We start from the raw sequence: 21,292 nt of genomic DNA, 5'->3' as shown, positions 1-21,292 counted from the left end.
TGAAAAACGATGAAAACTTAACCAAATTTAAGCAAAGGCCCAATATTTTACTATTCTAAGAAAAAAATGCACTTATAACAGCTCTTATGCTGTCAGGAGCGCTGCTCCAAAAACACCCGCACTATCGCCCAATTTTGGTCTCAGAAATGGTGTTTCCAAACGGGGATTGAACAGGTGCTTCGCTGCTTCCTTTGCACCCATTGAGTACAAGAGGTCAATATTACCCACTCCTCCTCCTAGCACAATTGCGTCCGGATCAACGATATTTACTATCACCGCAATGGCTTTTCCAAAGAACTCAACCATTCTGTCCATGGTTTGCACAGCTGCCTTATCGTCTCCTGTTTTTGCCCGCTCTACAATTTCCGGAAGTTTTCGTTTCTCACCAGACAAGCTTTCATAATATCTCTGAAGGGCTGGGCCTGACAAAACTTGCTCAACGCAGCCGATATGCCCGCAATAGCAGGGCCCTCCTGATGCATCAAGGAAATTATGACCCCATTCGCCGGCGATACCGTGGCGCCCATTCGGTACTTTACCATACATTACCAGGCCGCCACCAACACCTGTCCCGAGTATGACACCAAAAACAACTTTCGCATCCGGCACCTTCTCAGGGACAGCACCCCACAAGGTTTCCGCAATGGCAAAGCAATTAGCATCGTTGGCCATGGCAACAGGAAATCCTAGCTGCTTTTCAAGATCTTGCCGCAGAGGTTTTCCATTGAGGCAGGTGGTATTAGAGTTTTTCAATGTATTAGTAGTTGGGTCCATGGCACCTGGCGTTCCAATACCAATATTTTCAGGGGTAAGGCCACTTTCCATCTTGAGCAATTCAACCAATTTGCAAATTTGCCCAACGATATGATCGTATCCCTTGTCGGCCTCAGTAGGCAGTCTCAGTCTGGCAATTACATCCGGCCTTTTATCTGAAGAGATAATGACGCCTTCTACCTTTGTGCCTCCCAGGTCAATACCCCAAAGTGGTCTGCTCATAACAAAAACTTTTGCCGAATATAGCCCAATAAATAGCTGTATTGCAAAGAGCGCACATTAAAATCCCGTTCACCCAACAAGCTCCCAACCCTTTCTGTAAGTCCTTTTAACAAACTGATTGGCTTCGTCGAAATTTGTCACCTTCATGTTCTCAGCATCCCAAAGCAGCTTTTTCCGGCCGGGGTATCCCTTTCCTCCTTTGATTTGATAGGCTCTGAGCGCCACATTGCCCAGCAAAATGGCCTCAGTAAACGGGCCACTGTAATTAAATGGGGAGCTAGGCACTCCTTTGCCATAACCCGCCATAGCTGCATCAACCCAATTGGCGTAATGACCATCAACTCCTTTCGGAATTCTTGGGATTGTCTCAGCAGGAAAGGCTTCAGTTTTCATTCTGGAAGTGGGAAGCAGCTTCGGTCGGCGACCCCACATCCCGGTGATAATCTTTCCTTTGGTACCCTCCATGATCAGTCCACCGTCTACATCGCCCATTTCTTCGTCGGGCAGTAGCTCTAATGGCTTCTCAGGTCGCAGACCACCGTCCATCCAGGTGAGCCTTATGTCACCTTTGCCATCAGTTCGGGGAAAGGTAAAGTGTATAATGGACGAAGGCGGGCAACTGTCGGGATAGTCAGCCTCCACGAAGAAATCGGACCAGATGGTAGAAGCACTGCATTCGACATCAGAAGCATATTTCACTGGTAGTATTCTGAAAAACGGATCAAGGATGTGACAAGCCATGTCGCCAAGTGCTCCGGTGCCATACGGCCACCAACCCCTCCAGTTGAACGGGTGATAGGCTGGATTGTAGTCCACAAAGTCGGCACAGCCTATCCACAAATCCCAGTCAAGTGCTTCAGGTACATCAAACTTACCCTTCGGCGTGGGCAGCCCCTGAGGCCATACGGGGCGGTTGGTCCAGGAATGAACCCTGGTAACATCACCGATCATACCGGCATCCACCCATTCCTTTACCGTACGCACATCATCACCAGATCCGCCCTGGTTGCCCATTTGGGTTACCACTTTGTATTTCTCCGCAGCCTGGGTAAGGAGCCTGGCTTCGTAAATGTTATGGGTAAGAGGTTTTTGCACATACACATGCTTGCCCATTGACATGGCTCTCAGAGCCGGATGAGCATGCATGTGATCCGGCGTGGTAACAGACACGCCATCGAGGTTCTTTCCCTCTTTGTCTAGCATAATGCGCCAGTCTTTGTAGTAGGTGGCTCCCGGGAAACGCTTGACCGACTTTTCAGCGCTCTTATCATCCACGTCGCAAAGGGCGATGACCCTGGCATTTTTGCAATCACCTATGCCCTTCATGTCGACTTCGCCTTTGCCCCCTACCCCTATCCCTGCTGCGTAGAAAGTGTCGCTGGGAGGAACGAATCCTTTGCCTCCAAGCACAAACCTTGGCACGATGGTGATACCCGATGCAATTAGTGCGGAGTTTTTAATAAAAGATCTACGTGAGCCTGAATCGCCGGATCGTGGCGGTTTTTTTGACATTGACATGACAAGTAAGGGGGTGTTTCTAGTTTCAATTTACATTTTTCAGGCATTCTTTTGTCAATACCGTATTATTGTTTCCAAATAGACCTATGCTGCTACCATTTTTCAACAAAGGCGTTATCGAAGCTGGCTGTGACGAAGCCGGTCGTGGCTGCCTGGCTGGGCCTGTGGTGGCTGCGGCTGTCACCCTTCCTCCCGACTTCCATCACAAAGTACTCACGGACTCGAAGCAGTTGAGTGAAAAACAACGAATGGCACTCAAAGAAGACGTGAAATCGGCGGCTGTTGCCTGGGCCATAGGCTGGTGTTCACCTGAAGAAATAGATAAGATCAATATACTGAACGCCTCGTTTGTGGCCATGCACAGGGCGGTAGATCAGTTAAAAAAGGTGCCTGAACACCTGTTGATTGACGGCAACAGGTTCAAAAAGTATAAAGAACTCCCTCACAATTGCATTATCAAAGGCGACAGCCTTTACTACAGCATTGCGGCGGCTTCCATTCTCGCCAAAACCTACCGGGACGAATGGATGGAGCGGCTTGGGGAGGAGTTTCCGGTTTATCAATGGGCAAAAAACAAGGGCTACCCCACGATGGATCATCGGGCAGCGATACGAGCACACGGCATTACGCCCTACCACAGAAAATCGTTCAGGTTGTTGCCTGAACAAATGGAGTTGTTTAAATAGCGTCACAAATTCAAAAAAATGCCTTACACCATCCATCAACAGCTCGCCTACAACGTATGGGCCAATGAAGAACTTGCCAAAACCGTCGACCGGGTAACAGAAGAGCAACTGGTGCAGCCTGTGCTGAGCAGCTACCCCACGCTAAGAGAAACACTGCTCCACATCTGGGAAGCCCAGGTGATTTGGCCCTCCCGCATGCAGAACAAAGTGATGGACAGATGGCCCCGGCTATCGTTTGTTGGTGGAAAAAAGGAGGTGATGGAGGCGTTGGTTACCTCGGCAAAAGACATGCAAAAGTTCGCCTCGGAGGCGGGGTCGGAGTTCCTGGCTGAAAAAATGATCTACCGTAACATGAGGAACATGCCGTATGAAACCGTTAAGGAAGAAATACTTTTTCATGTAGTCAATCACGGTAGCTACCACCGGGGCCAGGCCATTACAATTATCAGAGGCCTGGGTATCACCAAAATCGACAATACAGACCTGATCACCTACCTGCGAATATCTGCCGGCCAGCAGGTCTAGTCGCAGGTGGCATTTTTCACAAAATACCCCGCCAATTTTGATTAGACAATAAGTTGCAAGCCGGTGGGGCAATCATCTCTTCCTTTCAATACATTAATTTGCTAGATTGTAAGGTATACGGGCCAGTCCTAACCTCTCAGTCGGCCCATTGCTTAACTAAATGAGTACAAAACCTTACTTACTATGAATTACAACCGTAGAGATTTCATCCGTACTGCCGGAGCGGTATCAGCAGGTGCACTTATTTTACCACAAATGGGATGTGGAAGTGGGAAAAGTGGTGCTGAAACTGCTGCCGAAGGCGCAGCAGCCACTGCCGAGACCATGGCCAAGCCGACCCTTGATAAATTTGGTATCCAGCTCTATTCAGTTCGTGATGTGATCCCCGCCGACCCAAAAGGCACCATGAAGCAGCTGGCTGGCTTTGGTTACAAGCAGTTTGAAGGCTACGAAGGCCCTCAGGGCATGTTCTGGGGCATGAGCCACACTGAATTCAAGGCCTATATGGATGAGATTGGTGTAAGCTTCATTTCCAGCCATTGCAATGTGAACGAAAATTTTGAAGAGAAATGTGCCCAGGCCGCCGAAATAGGTATGAAACACCTGATTGCTCCCTGGATCGGGCCGCAAAAGACCATGGACGAATGGAAGGTGGTAGCCGACAAGTTTAATGCGTGGGGAGAAACGGCCAAAAAAGCCGGCATCCGGTTCGCCTACCACAACCATGGCTACACTTTCGAAGCACTGGAAGGGCAAATGCCACAGGACTTCCTGATTGAAAATACTGACTCTGCCGTGGTGGACTTTCAAATGGATATTTTCTGGGTGGTGACTCCCGGAGCTGATCCGATAGCTTATTTCGAAAAGTATCCTGGCCGCTGGGTATCCTGTCATATAAAAGACCGTGAAAAAGATGCCCCTGCAGGCGAAGGAGATGCTTCGTGCATCGTTGGCACTGGCAGCATCGATTACGCCAAAGTGCTTTCTGCAGCCAAGGCCTCTGGCGTAAAATACTATGTGGTGGAGCAGGAAAAGTATGCTAACTCTACCCCAATGGACAGCGCCAAAGCCGATGCCGAGTATGTATCAAAACTTGTATTTGCTTAAAAGGAAGAATGCAGCAGCCCTTCGAAAACAGGGCTGCTTTTTTATACACCTACTTTTCACGTTTACAACTACAACACAATGGATAACTCACGCAGATCCTTTATCAAAAAAAGTGCGCTGGCAGGCACTTTGGCCTTCGCCGGCAGTTCGTTGCTTTCCGAATCGCTATTCGCCGCCAAAGGCAAGCAGCTTACCGGCCTTCAGCTCTACTCTGTAAGAGATGACATGAAAAAAGACCCAATGGCTACGCTGAAGGCGTTGGCCGACATGGGTTACAAACATGTGGAGCACGCCAACTACATCGACCGCAAGTTCTATGGCTGGTCGGCCAAAGAGTTCAAGAAAATACTTGACGACCTTGGAATGAAAATGCCTAGTGGCCACACCGTGATGAGAAGCGAGCACTGGGACGACGGCAAGAAAGACTTTACCGATGCCTGGAAGGCTACCATTGACGACGCAGCCACAGTTGGTCAGATGTATGTCATCAGCCCATCGATGACGCAGGGCCAGCGCAAGGAGTATGACCAGCTGATGCTGCTGATGGAGCGCTTCAACAAAAGCGGTGAGCTGTGCAAAAAATCGGGGATGATGTTCGGCTACCACAACCACGACTTTGAGTTCAACGAGAGCCTGAACGGGCAGCTGCTTTATGACATCATCATGAAAAACGCAGACCCTAATCTGGTGATGCAACAGTTGGATATCGGCAACTTGTACAACGGCGGGGCCACGGCGCTGGAGATCACCAAAAAGTGGCCGGGCCGCTTTGCTTCCATGCATGTGAAGGATGAGATTCTCAGCAAAGAAGGCCATGAAAAATACGAAAGCTGTGTGCTTGGAAAAGGCATTGTGCCCGTAAAAGAGGTGATTGACCTTGGCAAAAAGGACGGCACTATCCATTTCATCATCGAGCAGGAAAGCTATCAGGGCATGGCTCCGCTCGCCAGCATGAAAGAAGACCTGGCTATCATGAAGAAGTGGGGGTATTAGGAGAGGATTTGAAAGCTGAGTATTTGAAGATTTGAAAGAGAGGCGCCAATTGGCGCCTTTTCTTGTTGTTGTTGGCCGTGCCTGTTATTCGTCTTCATAAAATTCGTAATCATAGTCGATAGTGAATTCAAGCTCTTTGTAGAGGTTATAAATCTCTGTTCTTGTCCGCAGGCCCTCGTCGTTATAAAAATGCTCCCTGTAGTGGTACATTTTGTCATTGATAAAGTACTCGGTCCGATTAAGCAACCCATTTTCGTAGACAAACTGATAAGCTTTACCCTGGAAAGTCACTTTTGAAAGCAGTTCGTTTTCATAGGTATAGTTCACGCTACGCCAGTAATTGTCTCCACCGTTCTGCCGAATCACTTCTATATCTGAAGTACCCGGGTTTTGAGACTCGTATAAACTTGTGCCGGAAAACCTTGTCACTTTACCACCTGAATATTCAAAAAAATCTTCGTAGCCAAGCATTCGGGAGACTTCCCTTATTTCACCATTCATGAATATAACACCTCTCGAGACTCCTACTGCGTTGGACGGAATTTGCATTGTGCTAATTTTTAACGGCAAACCTTCACCAGTGCTTTCGACTGTTGTTTCAAACTGGTAACGTTCTAAATACCCCTGCAGCTTTGGATGCTTCCTTTTTACAAGCTCCACATACTTTACTGGCCAATCGTTTCCGTAAAGTATATTATTCTCAGCTCCCCCCAACTCCAATCCATCCATGACCAATGGCACATTGATAGGATCAGGCTCTGCCCAGAACTCCCGGCGAAACGGGTTTTTATAGTTGTAGGGATACGTCATGTGCTGGTCTACCCTGTCGATGGTGCCGTTAGGGTGATAGTAGGCAACGGCTATCACCCTATCGTCTTTGTCCTGCGTATCACTCTGGTGGCTGGTAAAGCGGGTGGTGACGGTTTTGATATTCTCCATCGCTTTCACAGGATCGGCACTCCTGCGGCCTTCCCATGGCTCCACGCAGGCGATCAACAGAAAGGCCAGCGCATAAAACAAGCCTGTCCATGCCAAACCACGATAGAACTTGTGCTCCCTGAAAGTATGCAGGCTTTCGATCCTTCTTTTTACACTTTTGGCACTAAAGAAATTGCTTACTCTTTCATAATAAAGCGTACTCGACAAGTCGATGAGCATGTGAGAGTAAGCCTTCCTGTCGACATGGTTCATCATCGCCTCATCCGCTTCATATTCTGTATTGAGTCGAATTTGGCTTTTTATTAGCCAGCCTATCGGGTTAAGCCAAAACACTGCTGTGTAGACTTCGGAAAGCAGAAGATCGAGACTGTGCCACCTTGTGGCATGCACGTACTCATGCCGGTAAATAATCGATTCCTTTGAGGTATTGAGAAGGCTTTTGCCAATGAAAATAAGTTGAAAAAATGAAGCACCGGTAAAGGCCTCCTTGTCAACAATAAAAAAAGAAGAAAACTCACCATCAACCTTTTCCGCTGATTTCATAAGCCGGTAAACGCCGTACATACTTATGCCGATTCTTACCAGGAAAAACGTCACGCCAATTAAATAAATGAAAAAGAGGGTATCTCCTGTTTCTACGCTGCTCACCTGTTCCACGGGAAGCGCCGCAGTTATTTCAGGCACCTCTTTCATTGAGGGGGTGCTCACCGGAGAGGCAACCGGCGACGGTGTGGCAATAAACGATGAGTCCCTGGGCTCCTCGTGAAAAGACACCGTTAAAGGAGAAGACAAGTGGAGACCGGAAAATGGGATGGCTACTGACATAAACAGGCAGCTTAGCAGGTAGAGTCTCCTGAACTTTACAGAAGTGGCCTTCGACAAGATCAAAAAGCCAAAGTAAAGGATGGCGCTGGCCCCACTTACCTCAAGCAGATAGATGAAAAAGCTATTCATGGTCTTTCTTGTTAATGATGTCTTTTAGTTTTTTTGCCTCTTCAGCCGAGAGGTCTTTACTACTCACAATGAAAGACATGAGGCTTTCGTACGAACCATCAAAATAGTCGCTCATCATGCCCGAGAAAATACTTCTCCGGTATTCGTTCTTGCTCACCTTAGGATAGTACATGTGGGTTTTTCCATAGGCTTCATGACCTACCAACCCCTTGCTTTCGAGTATCCTTACCAGAGACGAGATGGTATTATAGGGCGGCTTGGGCTCCGGCATCAGCTCAATAATGTCTTTTACAAACACTTTCTGCTTGCTCCAGATAATGTGCATAACAGGCTCCTCTGCCCTGGTTAATCGTTCCATAAAATGAATGTATAACTAAATATTAAGTTATACAACTGATTAATCAGTTTTTATCTCTCCGTATACTTTTATCTATAATAAAATGGATTGCATTACACTATTTTGGCTATTTTTACTACTCACAACGCTTTATGGATAGGAAAAGTAGGCCAGTCACACCATTAAATACAACAGCTATTCTCTGCCTGATGGTTGGTTGTTTGTCACTTTCATGCAGTAAAGAGATTGATACCCGGCCGACATTTGTACAGGTGCCATTTGCGGGTACATGGATAGTGTCGGGAGCACGAGAGGACGGTATTCTACAGAATGAATGGCTGGGGCTGGAGCTAACCTTTGAGCAGCTCAAAAAAGACAGCGGAGCCTACTATATGCCGGCAACGCCTGGCGACTCGGTTTGGGCAAAAAGCGGCGGGTGGCAGGTGATAGACTCGATCCGCCTTGTGAGGGACAACTATGACAACTTAAACATTTTTTTCAACAGAGAAGGCAAACTGCTGACGACGTTCACAATTGAATCGGCAGACACTACTGGTACCTGCCCAGCGTATCCCTGTGCGGGTGATCCTACCGGCACCTGGGTGTTTGCTTTTAATCCGTTGCCAAAAAATTGAACCCCACATCGGGCTTCCTTCTGTCGTTCGGGAAATCCAGGTCTTTTACGGGGTAGGTAAGAACCTCAGCCGACTCAGGCTGGTATCCGCTGTCCTTCCTTGCAATGGTTAGCTCAATGGAATTCAGAAAGCCAAAGCTGTTGACGCTGTCGTAGTTGTTGCCATGCACATGCTGCACATAGTGGGTGGCCCTGGTGGCCTTCAGGAACGGCACAATGGCGTCTATATTCTCTTCTACGTTGTGAAACTCTATCAGGAGGAGCTCGATCTTATCCAGCTTATCAATAATCGTGTCGAGCAGATCGTATTCAGTTCCCTCCACATCCAGCTTCACCCCATATCCTTTGTTATGTTCCAAAAGCTCTCCGAACGACTGCACCCCCGAATTGCTCTCAAGCCCGATGTGCTTTTTGACAAACTGCAGGTTGCCAGAGAATAGCTGCTTCATACGAACCATCATCGATATCTTTCCCCACGACTGAGCAGGCGTATCCTGCACACCCAGAAACCTGAAGGGGTACAAGGCGATTTTGCCAAAGTTTTTGATCACCCAGTAAAGCATGGTGCTGTTGAACCCGGATGTTCTGTCGAAGGCAACGATAGGTAAATCAGGTCGGCGCTCTTTCAATTCTATCTCAAACGACCAATCATACGACAATCCACAAGAGATAAAATGACTGCAATTGGCCAAACTTTGAGAGGAAAAAACGTAGCCACCATCGTAGTTCCTGCCTACACGGATCAGGTCCGCCGGAGCAACAGGGCGCAACAGTTCCAAAATTCCCAGGGTTTCTTCCCGCATATCTACTTTCTCTTTCATCTTCAATGGCTAGCTGGCGCAAAACAAAATGCAAATATGCGGGTATTATTCAGTTTTCTGCTAAAAATTCACTCACCGTTTCTTCTTCTTGTAGATATTCTTCAGGTCGTTTTCAAACAGTGTATAGGGATCGTCATAAAACTTCATGAAGTCAGGCACACTTACCTGCCCCGGATACGGCGCATAGTAGTGCGTTGGGCTGCGGATGTCATTGCGCCACACCAGCACGTAGGCGAGCCGCATTTTGTGCATGCGCATGGTCTTGAGCAGCGTCTCTGTCCACCATGTTTCATTAGGAATCGACTCCAGGCCTGTCTCCGTAAAAGCAGCCAGCTTACCAGCCTTTCGGGCATAGTCCGACACAATCTTTAGTTTCAATGCAGCCGTGTCAATCGCATAGCGGTTGCGGCCCATGTCGCCATAGTTGTCCATGCCCACCATATCCACCCATTCGTCGCCGGGGTAGCGGGCCAGGTATTTTTCTTCTGTCAGGAACTGATTGTCGGGTGAAAAGGCGTAGATGAAGTTGTGCACGTCAAGCTCGTCTCTCAGGTAGCCCACCGTAAATTGCCACAAAGCGATGAACTCTTCTCTGGTACAATGTGAAGCACCCCACCAGAACCAGCCACCGTCAAACTCGTGATAGGGCCTGAAAATGACAGGTACCAGCTCTCCATTGGCTCCTTTGATACTATGTGCCCAATCAGCTATCCCTTTCAGTATCTCCTTGTATTGCTCATGGGCCTGCCCTCCCGGAATGATATAACTCACGGCAGGCAGCGACACCGTGTCCCGCCAGTAGAAGCCTCCGCCCGACACGGGGTTTGAAAAGTGCCACGCAATGGTGGTAACTCCTCCCCTGTTGTAGGTATCCACCACATTCTTTCTAAGGCGCTCTTTAGCTTGCGCTATTTGCTCTGGTGAACGACCTGAGAAGCCGCTGAAATCCACACCAACCATGGCGGGATGAGATCCGGTCACCGATTTCACATCAGAGCGGTCTTCGTCGCCAACCCAGCCATGTCCGTACTCAGTGGCGTGCTGGTGAGCAAACAGCGTATGCTTTTTGGAGAGCTTCCGAAGGCTTTTGTAGAGCTTCTGAGTCTCTCTTGTAGCGTCCTTATCAATTGGTTTGTTTTTCTGGGCCAAAGCAGTTGATACAAAAAAACCAATAAGGCCAAAGATGAGAAGAATCCGTTTCGTCGTCATGTGGGTGCGTTTAGGTGCTAATCAGTCCCAAAAATACCGCCCTGTTCAAAAGGTATCAACTGATTGGTGGCCAACGGTAGACGTTGTTCGTACCAAAATAAGGGGTGAAATCGCTCAGCAAACAGCAGCCAGCAAAATCAACTATTGGAACCTCCCACGGAGTTTCACCTATTGCAGTTACAAAACGCTTTAGCTTTCATTCAGCTACACTTCTGCCTGATGTAATTGGATCAAATTGCCGCAGGTATCCTCGAACACTGCCTGCGTGCCCCAGTCGGTTTTTTTAGGCTCGCTTCTGAAAACCACTCCTTTTTCCCTCAGCCTTTGGTAGTCCGCATTGATGTCTTTGGTTCCAAAAACAATGGTTGGCAATCCAGCTTCAAATACAGCTTTTTGAAAAGTGTCGGCTCCCAGGTTCTGGTTAGGTTCCAGGAGCAGCGAGGTGCCATCTGGCTCATCAGGCCCCGCAACAATCGCCAGCTGCATTTCCGGCATGTACATTTTTTCCACAAAACCCAGTACCTCAGTATAGAACTTAAAAGCAGCTATCGGGTCGTTAACAAATACGCTTGTCAGTGCTATTTTCATTCATTCGCTGTTTAGGATTGCTTTCTTTTGAGAATGGCAGCGCTCACCAGAGAAATAATAAGACCAATAGGAAACACCTCCGAAAAGGTAATAAGCACAACTGCCATCGGGTTTTGATACATCTCCGCAAAAGTGGCCATTTCAGTTGCTTTGGCAGCTAGTTCCTGTTCGTTAGCACCGCCAATTTTCGCCATGTACAGCACATGCTGACTATATTTATCCAGATAGTCGGGCATGAATAAATAGTAATCGAAAAGCCACACCACCACATACATGGTTGCTGCGATGAGGCTTATATAAAGCCCAGTCAGGAATGCTTTGCCAAAACCGATGACGCCTCCATTCTGCTTGTCTCTGAATGTTTTGATGCCCACAAAGATGAAGGAGAAGGCGGCGATCATCAGGGCGTAACCGACTACATCGTTGCTCTCAAATTCTGGATTGGTGTAACACTTATTGGCCATAAACAGCATCATGCCAGTGATGATGACGCCTGAAATAAGGCCGAAAACCAGTACCGTTCTTTTCATGATCATTATTTTTTTGTCGTTTTGAATGAGGCAAATATGTCGGGTTAGGACCAACTGACCCTCACACTTTCGGGTGATTTTGAATCATTCACCCAAAAGGATGAGGCGATCAAGCCACAATTCCCAACTTTCTTGCTTTGCCGACGGCCTGTGTTCTGCGGCCCACGTCAAGTTTTTCAAACAGGTTTTTTAAGTGCGTCTTCACCGTGTTCAACGACACAAAAAGCTGATCAGCAATTTCCTGGTTACTTTTGCCAGTCGTCATCAGCTGCAGCACCTCGAGCTCCCTTTGGCTAATGCCCGTTTCCTTCAATGCTTCTTCATTGGCAAGAAAATGCGCTGAATCGACAAGTACCGCTTTCTCTACTATTACCGTTTTAGGCTTCGTGAGCTTGAGTGCCAGCCAGATGCCAAGGCCTGTAAAAAGAAGAGCAAGGCCACCTGCATAAATGGCGAAAGCATTATGGATAATGAGAAAGCGCAATTCCAGCCACCGGAGCACAATGAGAAACAAAGCCATGGAAAGGCCATAAGTGAGGAAGTGTCTGTATTTGGAAACCGATGTCAAACTTGTGCTTTGCAGTTGTTGAGTTCAAATATAAAAATAGCCACAGAATAAAGTTTAAGTACAGCCAGATAGGAGGCAACTTAAGGGTAATGGTTAAATAAGCCGTCCATAAAGAGTAGAAACCAAATCGAAACATGCGCCAACCACTTCTACTTGTTTTTGCCATCACTTTATTCACCGCCTGCAAAACCGAGCCCCCGACTTCCATCAACCGCCAGGCTGTCTTCAACCGGCACAACGTCCACATCACCGAAGTGGACACCCTGGCCTCCCTCAGCGTAGGCAATGGCCGTTTCGCCATGACCATGGACGTGACTGGTCTGCAAACCTTCCCGGAGCATTATCAGAAAGGCATCCCACTGGGCACTATGTCCGAATGGGGCTGGCACAGCTTCCCAACGGATGAAACTTATTCGATAGAAGAAACAATGGCCCCCATTATGTCGCATGGGAGAGAAATTCCCTACGCCCGCCAGTGGCCGGCAGGCACAAGGCAGGCTGCTGCTGCCAACTACATCCGCCAGAACCCACACCGCATTCACCTGGCCACCGTAGGTTGGCACATCACCAAAGCCGACGGCACGCAGGCAGCCATTTCCGACATCCAAAACATCGACCAAACCCTCGACCCCTGGAAGGGCGAAATCACCAGCCGCTTTAGTGTGGAAGGTGAGCCTGTGGAAGTCGTTTCCGTGATGAGCCAAACGGAAGACAGGCTCGGCGTAAGAGTAAAAAGCGGATTGCTTAAGGAAGGCCGCCTCGGTTTAACCATCAACTACCCCTACCCCACTGACCAGTTTCAGGACGAAGCGGTGCTTTTCGATGCAGATGAGCCCGGCAGACTGCAGGTGAGCCAGGTCGATCAAACTCAGGTCACTATCCGTCGGCAGCTGGACACCACCCGCTATTTCACCCGGCTACAGTCGTCGCTGCCCGTAGCCACACCTGAAGCCACCGACAAAGGTTTTCTGCTCCAGCCTGCCACCGACAAGGACATGTGGACGTTCGACATCACTTTTTCACCAGAAGAGAAAACAGTGACTGGCAAAGACTTTGAAACACTGCGCACGGAGGCCCATCAGGCACTGACCGACTACTGGAACACAGGCATGATGATCGACTTTGGAGCAACAAAAGACCCAAGGGCTTTAGAAATTGAACGGCGGATGGTATTGTCGCTTTACCTCACTAAAATCAACTGCGGCGGCAAAACCCCTCCTCAGGAAACAGGCCTGACCTACAACTCATGGTATGGCAAGCCACACATGGAAATGGCCTGGTGGCATGGCGTTCATTTCGCCATGTGGGGCCGGCCACAGGTGCTGGAAGACCATATGGAATGGTACCTGAGAAGCATCGGAGTGGCCCGCCAGATTGCAGAGCGGCAAGGCTTTGAGGGAGTGCGCTGGCAGAAGATGACCGACCCATGGGGCCAGGAAACAGCCTCTTCAGTAGGTTCCTATCTCCTCTGGCAGCAGCCTCATATCATTGCGTTTGCCGAGCTGATCTACAACGGCAAGCCCACCAAAGAGGTGCTCGAAAAATACGACGAGGTAGTGCAGGAAACTGCGGCTTTTATGGCCGACTTCGCCTGGTACGACCCCGAGCTCAAGCGCTATATCCTCGGGCCGGGAGTAATTGCCGCTCAGGAGCGGTTTGATCCCAAGACCACCTTCAACCCGACTTATGAACTGGCTTACTGGCGCTGGGCGCTGGAAACAGCGCAGCAGTGGAGAGAACGGCAAGGGCAACCGAGAAACGAAAAGTGGGACAAGGTGCTCGATGACCTTTCTCCGCTACCGCAAAAGGACGGCCTTTATCTGGCCGCAGAAAGCGCTCCTGAATCATATGATTCCACCTACTACATGACTGACCATCCCAGCGTGCTGGGGGCCTATGGCATGCTGCCCATGACCGACGGGTTGGACACGGCAGTGATGCACAGCACCTTCGATAAGATCTGGACCGACTGGCAGTGGCACGACACCTGGGGCTGGGACTTCCCCATGGTAGCCATGACTGCCACTCGGCTGGGCGATCCAGAAAAGGCAGTAGATGGCCTGCTCATGCCCATCACCACCAACATTTACCTGCCCAACGGCCACAACTACCAAACAGACCGCCTTCGCCTCTACCTCCCCGGCAATGGTGGTGTGCTGGCAGCTTTAGCGATGATGGCCAAGCAAGAAAACGGCTGGCCGGAAGGATGGGTGGTGAAGACGGAGAATTAAAGAGGTTACACCTGCTCCAAATTAAAGAGGTTACTCTAGCCCCAAAGAAAGTGGTAACCTCTTTAATCTTAGGAAGACGATTCTTCACAAACTAAAGAGGTTACGTCTGCAGGGACGCATAGAATAACCTCTTTAGCGCAATCCGTTGAATTAAAGACGTTACATCTGCTGCAAATTAAAGAGGTTACTCTAGCCCCAAAGAAAGTAGTAACCTCTTTAATCTTAGGAAGACGATTCTTCGCAAACTAAAGAGGTTACATCGGCAGGGACGCATAGAGTAACCTCTTTAGCGCAAACCGTTGAATTAAAGAGGTTACACCTGCTGCAAATTAAAGAGGTTACTCTGCCCCAAAGAAAGTAGTAACCTCTTTAATCTTCGAGGAGAATGATTCCTTACTGACTAAAGAGGTTACATCGGCAGGGACGCATAGAGTAACCTCTTTAGCAAAAAAAAAATCCCGCACTTTCATGCGGGATCCTACTCTATCCGTTGACATGCCGATTGGCGAAAGCGAGCAGCACCACAGCACCTACTTTCAATCAACCATTTATGATCTTATGTCCATTTTGTATTCTTTGTGTATCTATTTTTTCTAAATTCGTATTCATCAAACCAACTGTATGCGCTCCATTCAAATCATTGGCATTAAAACATCGCTATGTATATGTCTGTTATCGTTGATTTTATTCGTGTCCTGCGGAAAAGACGATGACACGATTGACCAGCCTGGCTCGCCGGTGCTCACAGACTTTTTTCCAAAATCCGTACTCCCAGGTGATACCGTTACAGTAGAGGGTGAAAATTTTGATGCCGCTCTTTCGGCTACGAAAGTTGTACTTGGAACCGAAGAGATCAACATCACAAGCCTTGATGATTCTGAAATCCGGTTTGTTGTTCCTGACAACGCCAGCACAGGCATCCTGCACATCACAAGTGGCGACGTCACCATGGACTTCAGCGAATCCCTGGCTGTTTTAAGTCTGTACTTTCTAGGTCAAGAAAACATCAACAATACGACTCATCTGAAGTATTGGAAAAATAATGCAAGTTTTGATTTGGCCACTGTAGGTATCAGTGAATCTGCAGTAGCCATGGACGTATCTGGCGGAGACGTTTACACGGCTGGAGATGGGCGAATATCTTTAAAAACAACGGCTAAGTACTGGGTAAATGGGGTGGGTCATGACCTTACCGACGGGAGCTTTTCAGCCAATGCCAAGGGCATCCGGGTAGTGGGAGACGATATTTATATTGCTGGCTATGAGGTGAATGAAAACGGCAGGTTTGTTGGGAAACTTTGGAAGAATGGAACAGTAATATTTGCCGGAGAGGCAAATCCACGATCTATATTCTATGACGTGGAGATCTTCCAGGGCTCAGTTTATGTGGCTGGGTATGATGAAGGCCTCAAAGCGACCTACTGGAAGGATGGAGTCGCCGTTCACCTTACCAATGGTGATATACAGGCGAGGGTGGACGATATAAAAATTACGGAGGAGGGCGTTTTTGCAGTGGGTTTTGAAGGTAACTCCGCAATGTTCTGGAAGAATACCAGTGGGACTGCGCTCGCTTCTGCCAGTGGTAGCGCCCAGTCGTCAAGGGCAGCCTCTATTTTTCTCGACGAGGGCAATGTGTACATAGGTGGCTCTGAAACTGCATCTGGCAACGTGTGGACAGCTCTTCTATGGAAGAATGGAGAGCCCACAGCTTTAACGGCCCCGGGAATTAACAGCGGCGTGTCGTCAGTGTTTGTAATAAATGGAAATGTTTATTGCGGCGGATTTGAAACAGCCACCGGCAGCGCAAAAGGAACCTACTGGCGCAATGGCGTTTCCTCCAGAGTAACCTCAGCTGGTAATTACGGCACGTTATTTTCACTGGTGGTTGCGGAGTAACAACTTTCAACAGGCTCGGCAACACATTCAAAGCAGGGAATGACCCTGACAACTCACCTTCCCGCCATCACTCCTGTCCTTCCAGGCATCCCCAACCAAAACCAAAATCCTCCTCTGGTTGGCGTTGACAGTTCACCTTCGAGATGCCTGCCGTTGCAGGCATGACGCCCCTGCTGAGGTCGGTGCAAGAGGAAACAACACTGCGCTTTTCATGGCCTCACTGCTAACTCCGCAGGAGAAAACAACAACTGATGCTAGCACTACAGCCGGAAACACCGTCATACCGTTCCACGTCGGCCGGCCTGGAAGGCTGCGCTAGGCAGGTATCTCCAACCAAAAAGACAATCGCCCTCCAGTTAACGTTGACAGCTCACCCCAGAGATGCCTTTTTTCCCGGCCTGGAAGGAAAGACATGACGCCCCTGCTGAGGTCGGTGCAAGAGGAAACAACGCTGCGCTTTTTCATGGCCTCGCTGCTAACCCCGCAGGAGGAGCGACGACCGATGCTAGCACCACCGTCGGATACACCGTCATACCTGCAACGGCAGGTATCTCCGACCAAAAAGACAATCGTCCTCACACCAAATCCTTTACCTGTTCACTTAAATCAAGCAGTTGCGGATTGAAGGCGGTAATCATCTTCTCCTTCCACTCCCTCTTCCATTTCTTCAGTTGCTTTTCCCGAAGGATAGCCGACTCGATCCTGTCATGAAATTCATAGTAGATGATATCAAAGCATTTGTACCGGGCAACAAAGGCTGAATCCGTATCGGTCTTGTGTTTGTAAACCCTGGCAGACAGGTTGGAAGTAACGCCGATGTACAAGACCGTTCGCAGCTTATTAGACATGATGTATGTGTACCCTCCTTTTGCAATCATATCGTATAGATGAGGGAAGAAATTAAAGATTTGCAACGACATTTAAAACTGCAGTCCATTCAAAGTAGGAAATGACCTTGACAGCACACCTTGGAGATGCCTGCCGTTGCAGGCATGACGCCCCTGCTGAGGTCGGTGCAAGAGGAAACAACGCTGCGCTTTTCATGGCCTCGCTGCTAACCCCGCAGGAGAAACAAACATCGATGATAGCGCCTCGGCCTGCTACACCGTCATACCGTTCCACGTCGGCTGCGAAAGCAGGTATCTCCAACCTTTACACTGCTCACCCTCCAACAAAAAAATCCCGCACTTTTATGCGAGATTCTACTCTCTCTGCTGGCTTTCACCAATCGGCACGCCGACAGCAACATGTACTACGCTACTCATGCGGCCTCCTCGTTTGGTTCAACATCCAGGTTGTCGAACGCATCCGACGCTCTGGTAAACTTCAGCTGTGCCAGCTCTCTCTTCATCTCCTCACTCTGGGTGTACAAAACCTTCGTGCCTTTGATGCTGAAAATGCTCACCTGCTCAGGCTTTTCACTGCCCTTGCTGCTCAGGTTGATACGGAACGTACCCAGCTGCCCCAGGTTCACGATATGGCCCTTTCTCACATACTTCGGAATCAGGTCGAGGAAGTTCTCCACCGCATTGAGTGCATCGCCCTTGGTAAGGGTGCTCATGGCAGTGATTTCCTCAATGATCTCCCGAAGGCTGATCACACGATCTCTCTTAACGAAAGCGTAGTACTTCTGGTCGCCTCCCCCAGCCACTCCCGGGGTCCGGCCTCCCGGCTGGCCACGACGAATTATTGAATATGGTATTGCATTCATGATTGATAAAATTTAAATGGTTAAACAAATGATTTAAAACTGTGTCTCAGCCTGCGAAGGGTGTGCCGCTGTTGCGCCTCCCGCTTAGTGAACACCTGTGGGGCATGTTCAAGAGGATGACTCCGATGATCTGGTCTTCTAAAGCACCCCGATACCCGGTGCGCTCAAAGAAAGAAAGGCAAGATGCACTACTTCAACAAAATGGACGGTAACAATTTGAAATCCCGGCCGGGTATTTCGGTAGAGTGAAAAGCGGTTCGTTTGAGGCCTCAGCAGAAGTGATTTTTACTCCGTGTTTGTTGCAAAAAACAATTCAATATTGGTGCCAAAAAGTTCTTTCCACTAAAAATTAATTGAAAAAATTTATATTATTTTTCAATGAAACAAAAAGACTGAAAAAAGATATGATTTGAGACTATTTTACGCATCCCTACCTGCATTTTTTCGTGTAAAGGCTCTTTACAAAGAATGTACTTAAAACCATTTTCAATCGATTGAAATAAATTAGTTGTGAAGTGTTCACCCAACGACTATCAGGGAAATTTCAGCTGATGAACTCAGAAAGAAAACAAGGTGGCAAAAATTGAACTTTTCGAATGCATTCCGACCATGCGGTTAACCAGAAATCCACTACCAGAAGACACCTTTCCACTCTAGCGCTAGATGTCTTCCAGTCTAGCGCTAGACGCAGGCAAAAGTAGCGCTAGATCTTCCTGGCTCTTGCGCTACATCTTTCTTCCTGTTGCGGTGAAAGTTGTCTCCTTTGTTCGTGAAACTTCCTTCCTGTAGGCGTGAATCTTTCAGGTTCCATGGCAGAAGCACCAACCTTTGGCCTTTGAGGTGAGTACTTTCAAGGCAGGAACCAGGGAAATGTAGCACTGAAAGAAGGGTCGGTCTTGCGGTAGATGCTGGTGGAGGTTGCGGTAGATGCTAAAAGGTCTAGCGGTATGTGCGGGTGAATGCGGCTTGGATGAGAGGATGCTTTAGTCTTTTTCATTTCACCAGCGAGAAAAACAAACTAAGCGGTATATTTACTATCGTTGAAGTCATTTGATTCCAATCGTTATTTATTAATTACACTTTGATGGTTGATTCTTCGACAACATTCATCTATTCCGACCAACCGACTACCTGTCCTTTCTGCGGTTCAAGAAGTGAAATAGTCTTAGACTTCTCTCACACAAATGACAAAACACAGGTTCATAGGTGCCTTAATGAAAGTTGCAGTATTGAATTTGTAGTTCAGGAAGAGGTTAACCTTAACGTTCATTCATGAAAGAAGGTCAACGACTTTGGACGAGAGATGAATTGATTCTTGCACTGAACCTCTACTGTAAGCTGCCATTTGGAAGACTTCACAGTCGAAATCCGGAAGTCGTACACCTTGCTAAACTTATTGAAAGAACACCGAATTCCGTTGCCTACAAATTGGTGAACTTCGCCAGTTTTGACCCTAGCCTTCAGGCCAGAGGAATAAAGGGTGCGTCCAATACGAGCATCCTTGACAAGGAGATATGGAACGAGTTTTTTGAAGCGTTAAATACCACCTCCTTTGAAAGTGAGAAGTTGCTAGCGAAACTGGAAAACACGACCGTTGAAAAATTGAATGACATCTCAGAAGAAGAGTTGCCAAAAGAGGGAAAAACAAGAGATCAAGTTATTAAGGCTAGAGTAAATCAATCCTTTTTTAGAAAGTCCGTTTTGGCAGCTTACAATAACACTTGCTGCATTACTGGTATTCAGCTGCCCGAGTTACTAATAGCCGGACATATCAGACCATGGGGTGTTGATGAGGAGAATCGATTAAATATCCGAAACGGAATATGCATTAATGCTCTACATGACAAAGCTTTTGAAACCGGATTGATCACCATTTTGGACGACTATACCATACAGGTTTCCTCCATTCTCAAAAAAAGTAAAAGCAAGAAAACTCAAGATTACTTTGTTAAACATCAAGGGCAAAGCATCATACTTCCGTCTAGATTTTTACCTGAAAAGACATTCTTGCGGTACCACAGGGAGGTTAGATTTAAACAGTAGCTATCCTCGATGACAAATTCTAGATAAATATTGAGAAAACGTCAAAAGGTTGGTAGGATACATCTAAAGACATTCAAGCTGACAATAGGCAGCGAAGTTGTAAGCCATTTTGCTATCTTTCAAAATGACACCAAAAGAAGTCCTTCAGAAATTTGAAACTATTAGAACCTGGGGGAATGGCGACAAGCGTGCGCCACACAAGCCTCTTCTGATTCTTCTTGCACTTGGTTCATTACAAAATAACAAAGAATCGCTGGCTTATCGAGAAGTAGATGAGAAATTAACATCCCTCTTGGAAGAATTTGGTTCCTCTAAAAATCAAAGGCCTTTCTACCCCTTTGTTCGCCTCGCCAATGATCATATCTGGACATTTGACAAACCAGAGTTGATTGAGAGTTATCATGGAGAAGACCCTGGACGGCCGTTTTTGTTTGACAACGATATTCATGCGGGTTTTTCGCCAGCAATTATTGAGGTGTTTAACGAGTACCCCACATTGATCAATGAAGTGGCTCATTATATCCTTGATTCAAATTTTCCAGAATCAATTCACAATGATATCTTATCTGCCGTGGGACTGGACTTAGAAATAAAAAACCAGAAGAGAAAAGTGAGGGATCAGAAGTTCCGTGAGAAAATCCTCGTCGCCTATGAATACCAATGTGCCGTCTGCGGCTTCAACCTTCGCCTATCCAATCACAGCATAGCCTTGGATGCTGCACATATCAAATGGCATCAAGCTGGCGGCCCAGATACAGAAGTGAACGGGCTGGCCCTATGCACACTCCATCATAAGCTTTTTGACCTGGGTGCCTACAAGCTCAGCAAAGAGCTGGTCATTATAGTATCGGATAGAGTCAATGGCACTCAAGGTCTTGAAGAGTGGCTTCTTCGTTTTCACAATAAGCAAATAAGATTTCCTCAACGCAAACAATACTACCCTGAACCAGAATACATCGTTTGGCATTGGAATGATGTTTTTAAGGGGTATGGAAGGGACTAACTT

General features: G+C 47.8%; 21 protein-coding genes. 10 read left to right on the top strand and 11 right to left on the bottom strand.

Annotated elements, in window-relative coordinates; genetic code table 11:
* Positions 1-84: 84 nt before the first annotated feature.
* Positions 85-996: an ROK family protein gene (locus GC130_RS18105; protein ID WP_151999756.1), complete on the bottom strand. Its 912-nt coding sequence runs from the start codon at positions 994-996 to the stop codon at positions 85-87.
* Positions 997-1,065: 69 nt separating this feature from the next.
* Positions 1,066-2,508 (bottom strand): Gfo/Idh/MocA family protein, encoded by a 1,443-nt coding sequence (locus GC130_RS18100; protein WP_201568615.1) that lies wholly within the window; start codon positions 2,506-2,508, stop codon positions 1,066-1,068.
* A gap of 92 nt (positions 2,509-2,600) precedes the next feature.
* On the opposite strand from GC130_RS18100, the gene GC130_RS18095 reads away from it, so the two are divergent.
* From GC130_RS18095 to GC130_RS18080, 4 genes are all read left to right on the top strand, one after another.
* Positions 2,601-3,200 (top strand): ribonuclease HII, encoded by a 600-nt coding sequence (locus tag GC130_RS18095; RefSeq protein ID WP_151999754.1) that lies wholly within the window; start codon positions 2,601-2,603, stop codon positions 3,198-3,200.
* Between the two features lie 18 nt (positions 3,201-3,218).
* On the top strand, positions 3,219-3,725 hold the full coding sequence (locus tag GC130_RS18090) for a DinB family protein (RefSeq protein ID WP_151999753.1): 507 nt from the start codon (positions 3,219-3,221) through the stop codon (positions 3,723-3,725).
* Between the two features lie 183 nt (positions 3,726-3,908).
* A complete protein-coding gene (locus GC130_RS18085) occupies positions 3,909-4,832 on the top strand; it encodes a sugar phosphate isomerase/epimerase (protein WP_151999752.1) in 924 nt (307 codons plus the stop codon).
* Positions 4,833-4,910: 78 nt separating this feature from the next.
* Complete coding sequence (locus tag GC130_RS18080) at positions 4,911-5,825, top strand: sugar phosphate isomerase/epimerase (RefSeq protein WP_151999751.1); 915 nt, start codon at positions 4,911-4,913, stop codon at positions 5,823-5,825.
* Between the two features lie 84 nt (positions 5,826-5,909).
* Here the strand turns inward: GC130_RS18080 and GC130_RS18075 are convergent, their stop codons facing one another.
* Positions 5,910-7,718 carry a M56 family metallopeptidase gene (locus GC130_RS18075; RefSeq protein ID WP_151999750.1) on the bottom strand — a complete coding sequence of 603 codons (1,809 nt, stop codon included), beginning with the start codon at positions 7,716-7,718 and terminating at the stop codon, positions 5,910-5,912.
* On the bottom strand, positions 7,711-8,076 hold the full coding sequence (locus GC130_RS18070) for a BlaI/MecI/CopY family transcriptional regulator (protein WP_151999749.1): 366 nt from the start codon (positions 8,074-8,076) through the stop codon (positions 7,711-7,713). Before GC130_RS18070 ends, GC130_RS18075 begins: the two co-directional genes overlap by 8 nt.
* Positions 8,077-8,207: 131 nt before the next feature.
* Between GC130_RS18070 and GC130_RS18065 the strand changes: the two genes are divergently transcribed.
* On the top strand, positions 8,208-8,690 hold the full coding sequence (locus tag GC130_RS18065; RefSeq protein ID WP_151999748.1) for a hypothetical protein: 483 nt from the start codon (positions 8,208-8,210) through the stop codon (positions 8,688-8,690).
* Here GC130_RS18065 and GC130_RS18060 read toward each other — a convergent pair.
* The 5 genes from GC130_RS18060 to GC130_RS18040 form a co-directional block, all read right to left on the bottom strand.
* Positions 8,668-9,510, bottom strand: coding sequence for a hypothetical protein (locus GC130_RS18060; protein ID WP_151999747.1), 843 nt, complete (start codon positions 9,508-9,510; stop codon positions 8,668-8,670). The genes GC130_RS18065 and GC130_RS18060 overlap by 23 nt on opposite strands.
* A gap of 72 nt (positions 9,511-9,582) precedes the next feature.
* Entirely contained in the window at positions 9,583-10,719 is a 1,137-nt protein-coding gene (locus GC130_RS18055; protein ID WP_151999746.1) for a glycoside hydrolase family 26 protein, read from the bottom strand.
* Positions 10,720-10,923: 204 nt separating this feature from the next.
* Positions 10,924-11,307 carry a VOC family protein gene (locus GC130_RS18050; protein ID WP_151999745.1) on the bottom strand — a complete coding sequence of 128 codons (384 nt, stop codon included), beginning with the start codon at positions 11,305-11,307 and terminating at the stop codon, positions 10,924-10,926.
* A gap of 11 nt (positions 11,308-11,318) precedes the next feature.
* The gene (locus GC130_RS18045; RefSeq protein ID WP_151999744.1) at positions 11,319-11,837 is read right to left on the bottom strand and encodes a DUF4199 domain-containing protein; all 519 of its coding nucleotides are present in this window, start codon (positions 11,835-11,837) and stop codon (positions 11,319-11,321) included.
* A gap of 109 nt (positions 11,838-11,946) precedes the next feature.
* Positions 11,947-12,405: a response regulator transcription factor gene (locus tag GC130_RS18040; protein WP_226940540.1), complete on the bottom strand. Its 459-nt coding sequence runs from the start codon at positions 12,403-12,405 to the stop codon at positions 11,947-11,949.
* 134 nt (positions 12,406-12,539) lie between these two features.
* Between GC130_RS18040 and GC130_RS18035 the strand changes: the two genes are divergently transcribed.
* The 3 genes from GC130_RS18035 to GC130_RS28645 all read left to right on the top strand — a co-directional run bounded on the left by GC130_RS18035 (position 12,540) and on the right by GC130_RS28645 (position 16,948).
* Positions 12,540-14,636 carry a hypothetical protein gene (locus GC130_RS18035; RefSeq protein WP_201568617.1) on the top strand — a complete coding sequence of 699 codons (2,097 nt, stop codon included), beginning with the start codon at positions 12,540-12,542 and terminating at the stop codon, positions 14,634-14,636.
* Between the two features lie 621 nt (positions 14,637-15,257).
* Entirely contained in the window at positions 15,258-16,532 is a 1,275-nt protein-coding gene (locus GC130_RS18030) for an IPT/TIG domain-containing protein (protein ID WP_151999743.1), read from the top strand.
* A gap of 251 nt (positions 16,533-16,783) precedes the next feature.
* Positions 16,784-16,948, top strand: coding sequence for a hypothetical protein (locus GC130_RS28645; RefSeq protein ID WP_193217901.1), 165 nt, complete (start codon positions 16,784-16,786; stop codon positions 16,946-16,948).
* A 159-nt stretch (positions 16,949-17,107) separates the two neighbouring features.
* Here the strand turns inward: GC130_RS28645 and GC130_RS18025 are convergent, their stop codons facing one another.
* Both GC130_RS18025 and GC130_RS18020 read right to left on the bottom strand, forming a co-directional pair.
* A complete protein-coding gene (locus tag GC130_RS18025) occupies positions 17,108-17,410 on the bottom strand; it encodes a GIY-YIG nuclease family protein (protein WP_151999742.1) in 303 nt (100 codons plus the stop codon).
* A 383-nt stretch (positions 17,411-17,793) separates the two neighbouring features.
* Positions 17,794-18,243, bottom strand: coding sequence for an HU family DNA-binding protein (locus GC130_RS18020; protein WP_151999741.1), 450 nt, complete (start codon positions 18,241-18,243; stop codon positions 17,794-17,796).
* A 1,272-nt stretch (positions 18,244-19,515) separates the two neighbouring features.
* On the opposite strand from GC130_RS18020, the gene GC130_RS18015 reads away from it, so the two are divergent.
* Together GC130_RS18015 and GC130_RS18010 are read left to right on the top strand one after the other, a co-directional pair.
* Complete coding sequence (locus tag GC130_RS18015; RefSeq protein ID WP_151999740.1) at positions 19,516-20,286, top strand: HNH endonuclease; 771 nt, start codon at positions 19,516-19,518, stop codon at positions 20,284-20,286.
* A gap of 124 nt (positions 20,287-20,410) precedes the next feature.
* Positions 20,411-21,289: a phosphorothioated DNA-binding restriction endonuclease gene (locus GC130_RS18010; RefSeq protein WP_151999739.1), complete on the top strand. Its 879-nt coding sequence runs from the start codon at positions 20,411-20,413 to the stop codon at positions 21,287-21,289.
* Positions 21,290-21,292 lie beyond the last annotated feature (3 nt).

The organism is Imperialibacter sp. EC-SDR9 (genome assembly GCF_902498805.1).
Classification (GTDB): Bacteria; Bacteroidota; Bacteroidia; order Cytophagales; family Cyclobacteriaceae; genus Imperialibacter.
The sequence above is the reverse complement of the archived record's forward strand: the minus strand, read 5'-3'. Positions and strand labels throughout refer to the sequence as shown.

Excerpts from the sequence above, each read along its gene's own strand:
- GC130_RS18105 (WP_151999756.1), bottom strand. The coding sequence starts at position 996 with ATGAGCAGACCACTTTGGGGTATTGACCTGGGAGGCACAAAGGTAGAA.
- GC130_RS18100 (WP_201568615.1), bottom strand. The coding sequence starts at position 2,508 with ATGTCAAAAAAACCGCCACGATCCGGCGATTCAGGCTCACGTAGATCT.
- GC130_RS18095 (WP_151999754.1), top strand. The coding sequence starts at position 2,601 with ATGCTGCTACCATTTTTCAACAAAGGCGTTATCGAAGCTGGCTGTGAC.
- GC130_RS18090 (WP_151999753.1), top strand. The coding sequence starts at position 3,219 with ATGCCTTACACCATCCATCAACAGCTCGCCTACAACGTATGGGCCAAT.
- GC130_RS18085 (WP_151999752.1), top strand. The coding sequence starts at position 3,909 with ATGAATTACAACCGTAGAGATTTCATCCGTACTGCCGGAGCGGTATCA.
- GC130_RS18080 (WP_151999751.1), top strand. The coding sequence starts at position 4,911 with ATGGATAACTCACGCAGATCCTTTATCAAAAAAAGTGCGCTGGCAGGC.
- GC130_RS18075 (WP_151999750.1), bottom strand. The coding sequence starts at position 7,718 with ATGAATAGCTTTTTCATCTATCTGCTTGAGGTAAGTGGGGCCAGCGCC.
- GC130_RS18070 (WP_151999749.1), bottom strand. The coding sequence starts at position 8,076 with ATGGAACGATTAACCAGGGCAGAGGAGCCTGTTATGCACATTATCTGG.
- GC130_RS18065 (WP_151999748.1), top strand. The coding sequence starts at position 8,208 with ATGGATAGGAAAAGTAGGCCAGTCACACCATTAAATACAACAGCTATT.
- GC130_RS18060 (WP_151999747.1), bottom strand. The coding sequence starts at position 9,510 with ATGAAAGAGAAAGTAGATATGCGGGAAGAAACCCTGGGAATTTTGGAA.
- GC130_RS18055 (WP_151999746.1), bottom strand. The coding sequence starts at position 10,719 with ATGACGACGAAACGGATTCTTCTCATCTTTGGCCTTATTGGTTTTTTT.
- GC130_RS18050 (WP_151999745.1), bottom strand. The coding sequence starts at position 11,307 with ATGAAAATAGCACTGACAAGCGTATTTGTTAACGACCCGATAGCTGCT.
- GC130_RS18045 (WP_151999744.1), bottom strand. The coding sequence starts at position 11,837 with ATGAAAAGAACGGTACTGGTTTTCGGCCTTATTTCAGGCGTCATCATC.
- GC130_RS18035 (WP_201568617.1), top strand. The coding sequence starts at position 12,540 with ATGCGCCAACCACTTCTACTTGTTTTTGCCATCACTTTATTCACCGCC.
- GC130_RS18030 (WP_151999743.1), top strand. The coding sequence starts at position 15,258 with ATGCGCTCCATTCAAATCATTGGCATTAAAACATCGCTATGTATATGT.
- GC130_RS28645 (WP_193217901.1), top strand. The coding sequence starts at position 16,784 with ATGCTAGCACTACAGCCGGAAACACCGTCATACCGTTCCACGTCGGCC.
- GC130_RS18025 (WP_151999742.1), bottom strand. The coding sequence starts at position 17,410 with ATGATTGCAAAAGGAGGGTACACATACATCATGTCTAATAAGCTGCGA.
- GC130_RS18020 (WP_151999741.1), bottom strand. The coding sequence starts at position 18,243 with ATGAATGCAATACCATATTCAATAATTCGTCGTGGCCAGCCGGGAGGC.
- GC130_RS18015 (WP_151999740.1), top strand. The coding sequence starts at position 19,516 with ATGAAAGAAGGTCAACGACTTTGGACGAGAGATGAATTGATTCTTGCA.
- GC130_RS18010 (WP_151999739.1), top strand. The coding sequence starts at position 20,411 with ATGACACCAAAAGAAGTCCTTCAGAAATTTGAAACTATTAGAACCTGG.